The organism is Bacillus sp. EB600 (genome assembly GCF_024494385.1).
Lineage (GTDB): Bacteria > Bacillota > Bacilli > Bacillales > Cytobacillaceae > JAEVLT01.
In genome coordinates, this window is sequence record NZ_JAEVLT010000091.1 from 1 (window position 1) to 3711 (window position 3711).

Sequence of the window (3711 nt, forward strand, 5' to 3'; positions counted from 1 at the left end):
CATGATATACGGTTATTTCTCATGCGTACCAGGTCGGTACGCTTATTTTTTATAATTCGGGCTTACCTCCAATTCATTCCAGAGCAATCCTGCCGATTTAATTTAGTAACGATAATGAAAAAGGACTGCTACCGAAACAGTCCATTTGTTGTGAAAGTAAAGCACCCTCCACAATCCCGCTGGTAATTAATTTTTTCTCATAAAAAACCAGTATGTCCGCAACCTTGTTTTTAATAATCCCCCTCTATTTTCCATCCTGACTAATATAATGAACCAATAGAATCAAAGAACAGCTAAGCCCTGTGAACCAAGATAAGGTAAGTTAGTCCAAGCAGCAACCTGCAATCTAACCAAACTACCATCTTCTTGGATATTAAATACTGACACTGTACCCTGGTTTCCGTTTAGGGTGTAAAAATGCCGTCCATCTTTACTCACTCCAGCATCCATGGGAAAACCCGGTGCTGTACCTGGAGGTGTACTGGTAATATGCCTTACCACCGACAGTGCCCCATTAGGATTGATTCGGTAGGTGGAGATGGTTCCGCTTAAAGAGTTGATGGTGTATGCAAAACGTTCATCCCTCGTTGTAGCAACCCAACAAGCAGTTATATATCCGTTTGGTACAGAGCCGCTAATAACATGAAGAATACCGCCGTTGCTTAATGAGTAAGATGACAGAGCATTTGACATGGCTTCTGTAACTAAGAGGATTCCGGAGGATAGAAAATAGGCACCAAATGGTCCTTGACCATAAGAGTTATTAACGATTGGTCCTGTAACCGTACCATTTTGATTTACATGGAATATACTGAGATGGTTTGATGTAAGCTCGGAGACAAGGATTTTACTTCCATCTGGAGTGAAGAGAACCTGGGCTGGCTGAGCATTGATAGTGCTGAGAGAATGGGTGGATCCTGGAATCGGAGTAAGGCGTCCGTTAGCATTAATAAGAAAACCTGTGATGTTGGATGCAAAATTGTTAGCTGCATTACCAACATTTGAAACATAGAGAAGATTACCAGACACATCTACACTATTTGGCTGAGCACCTCCTGATGCCTTCACATCGGCGAGAACAGGCACTCCGTTGTCAGTTATGATGAAGCTACTAATTGTATTGCTGCCAGCGTTAACTGCGAGCAGAAAACGTCCATCACGTGATAAAGTTAAGGCGCCTTGAGAGGCAAGGGGATCGACGCCTTCGTTTGCTGTGGCACTGGAGACTTCTTTTGTACCCGTACCTCTGCCATGAGTTGGATAGGCACCTACAAAGGTGAGCATACCATTCATGCCCCTGTAAAACGCAATGACTTGATTCATTACATCATTATTGGTCATCATGTACACCATACTCGCACCCGCACGAAAATAATTGTTTTCTTTCTGCATTTTATGACTCTCCTCCTTTCACCATTTTATATGGTTCTTTTGCCATTTGAATTCCCAAAATGGACGTAAATTTTTTTCAAAGAGAGATGGACTATCATCCTACTTATCCCACTAAGCTGAACCGATCGTATTATAAGATCACCAGATATTTCTGGCTGACCATTTTTTTATATGGTTTTACTATAACAGTAGCCAGGGCAGAACGTAACTGATCGTGGGGTTTAACCCCGTTAACTAAACCGTTCGCCCCCTACTTGTAGAAACATGTTTGAGCTGGTTGGGTCTTTAATCCCGTATAACAAGCGAAGCTGTGATACTGCATGGAGGTTTAGGAGGTTACAGGCCAGGCAATTTACCTTTTTCAGCCATCTGCGGTGCAGGCTCACCCACTAAAAAAGTAAGAATATAATCAGCCCTTCCCCCCTTAGCACGAATTTCCGCTACTGTTTGCTTCCCGCGATTTGCATTACGCCCTGCCACCATCAAATAGATTCCTAAACTAGTATTGACAACGGAACGTTCAATACCACTTGTTCCATCGTTAAATTAAATTCATTTTTGTTCTTTTCCCTTCCGTGTTTATTGGCGTAATTACTCCATTTTTACCAAACAAATATTGCCCTGATTTTTTTTGATTCTCAACTCAGTAATATTATCGTCCTATTTTTCTACTTCAAACCGCTCTATTGAATCCCGAACCAATTATTTATATTTTTTCAGGACAATGGCTGAATTGAGCCCCCCGAAACCAAAAGAGTTCGATATACCAATGTTTAATTCTTTCTTTTTGGCATCCTGTGAAGTATAGTCCAAATCACATTCTGGGTCAGGAAGGGCTAAGTTAATTGTCGGTTGAATGATGTCCTCCATTACTAAGGCAATGGCCTCTACTCCCCCTGCAGCACCAAGCATATGCCAAAGCATCTTGCCTTTACTTTGTCAAAAGAATAATAGATCAAACAACACTGGGTATCTTTAGTATTTGGAGGAAACACAATCCTCATAACGTTTTTTTGTTTTATAAGTCAAAAGTTAAGACGATTCATTAAGATTCATTTTATTCAGGACGAAGATGAAAAGATGTTACATCTAACGCATATATATTAAAATCAGTGTCAATTTTTACCCTCTTTTTAAAGTAAAAGACGATTTGTATGGTTTAAGGGATGTGAACATATGGATATAGAAAGATTAAAACAATGGATGGAAATCGCCCAGAATATGCAGGGGGGAGAATTTTGGAATAATATCTTTGATCAAGATTTTTCCAGGCAAATGCTTGATGAACAGCCATTTAAAACATCTTCCTCCACATCTAAAAGTCAGGATTCGAATGAAAAACAAACTCCAGATTCCAAATTTCCAATAATCGAGTTGTTAGAGGGCGATAACGAAGTAAATATCATCATTGAACTCCCGGGTTTAAAAAGAGAAGATGTTGAATTAGGGATTGCTGGGGATATTCTAACAGTGAAAGGTATAAATAATCCCATCTATTCCCATTTAAAAAGAACATATTCGGAGAAATTTACTGGACAATTCCAAAGGCAAATTAAATTGCCAGACACGATAAATCCTAATCAATTAAGCGCAAGGTATTGGAATGGCCTCTTAATTGTCAGCTATACACGTGCCTATTCAAAAGTAGAAATTATTCCAATCGATAATGAATAGGTAGTCCGCATTGAAATTGGACATATTAGTCAGAGTGTTTCCATATAAATATAAAATAAGGCAAGAATAAGGGGCGTTTACTGAATATCATTATTAAAGCCTGGATTGTCAACATCAAACTAGACAACTTTTTTAAGGTGTGTAAGTTTGTATTCAATCGGGCTTAAAAAGTCTAGCGTATCGTGAATACGAAGAAGATTAAACCAATGTATATAATCATGTAACTCACGTGTCAGATCTTCCAGTGAATCAAAGGTACGTCCTTTGACAAACTCTGTTTTAATGATTTTGAACGTGGCTTCAGCTACTGCATTATCATATGGGCATCCTTTCATACTGAGAGAACGCTTTATCTTAAAAGTCTCTAGGGCTTCATCAATCAGTTTGTTTTTAAACTCATTTCCACGGTCTGTATGGAAAATCCGGATCTTATGGAGGTCTGCCTTAATCGAGGCGAGAGCCCGATAAACTAATAAGGCATCTTTGCTCGGACCAGTGCTGTACCCAATGATCTCTCGATTAAAGAGGTCGACAAATAAACATATATAATGCCATTTTTTATCATCTCTTACATACGTCAAATCACTTACAATTGCACTCAACTGCTCGTCCTGTTTAAACTCACGGTCCAGTTCATTAGCCTGG

5 protein-coding genes and 1 pseudogene are annotated in these 3711 nt (G+C 39.3%); 2 read left to right on the forward strand and 4 right to left on the reverse strand.

What is annotated here, in order from left to right:
• Positions 1–186: hypothetical protein (locus JN080_RS28405; protein ID WP_256239296.1), on the forward strand; the 186-nt coding region annotated here is incomplete at its 5' end.
• A 96-nt stretch (positions 187–282) separates the two neighbouring features.
• On the opposite strand, the gene JN080_RS28410 is transcribed toward JN080_RS28405, so the two are convergent.
• The 3 genes and pseudogenes from JN080_RS28410 to JN080_RS28420 all read right to left on the reverse strand — a co-directional run.
• Positions 283–1392, reverse strand: a complete 1110-nt coding sequence (locus tag JN080_RS28410; protein ID WP_256239297.1) for a lactonase family protein — start codon at positions 1390–1392, stop codon at positions 283–285.
• Between the two features lie 336 nt (positions 1393–1728).
• Positions 1729–1875, reverse strand: coding sequence for a hypothetical protein (locus tag JN080_RS28415; protein ID WP_256239298.1), 147 nt, complete (start codon positions 1873–1875; stop codon positions 1729–1731).
• Positions 1876–2094: 219 nt separating this feature from the next.
• Positions 2095–2316 (reverse strand): annotated as a pseudogene (locus JN080_RS28420) (beta-ketoacyl-[acyl-carrier-protein] synthase II); the annotation flags it as partial.
• A gap of 252 nt (positions 2317–2568) precedes the next feature.
• Here JN080_RS28420 and JN080_RS28425 point away from each other — a divergent pair.
• Positions 2569–3066: an Hsp20/alpha crystallin family protein gene (locus JN080_RS28425; RefSeq protein ID WP_256239299.1), complete on the forward strand. Its 498-nt coding sequence runs from the start codon at positions 2569–2571 to the stop codon at positions 3064–3066.
• 119 nt (positions 3067–3185) lie between these two features.
• On the opposite strand, the gene JN080_RS28430 is transcribed toward JN080_RS28425, so the two are convergent.
• On the reverse strand, positions 3186–3711 hold a 526-nt coding region (locus tag JN080_RS28430; protein WP_256239300.1), incomplete at its 5' end, for an IS3 family transposase.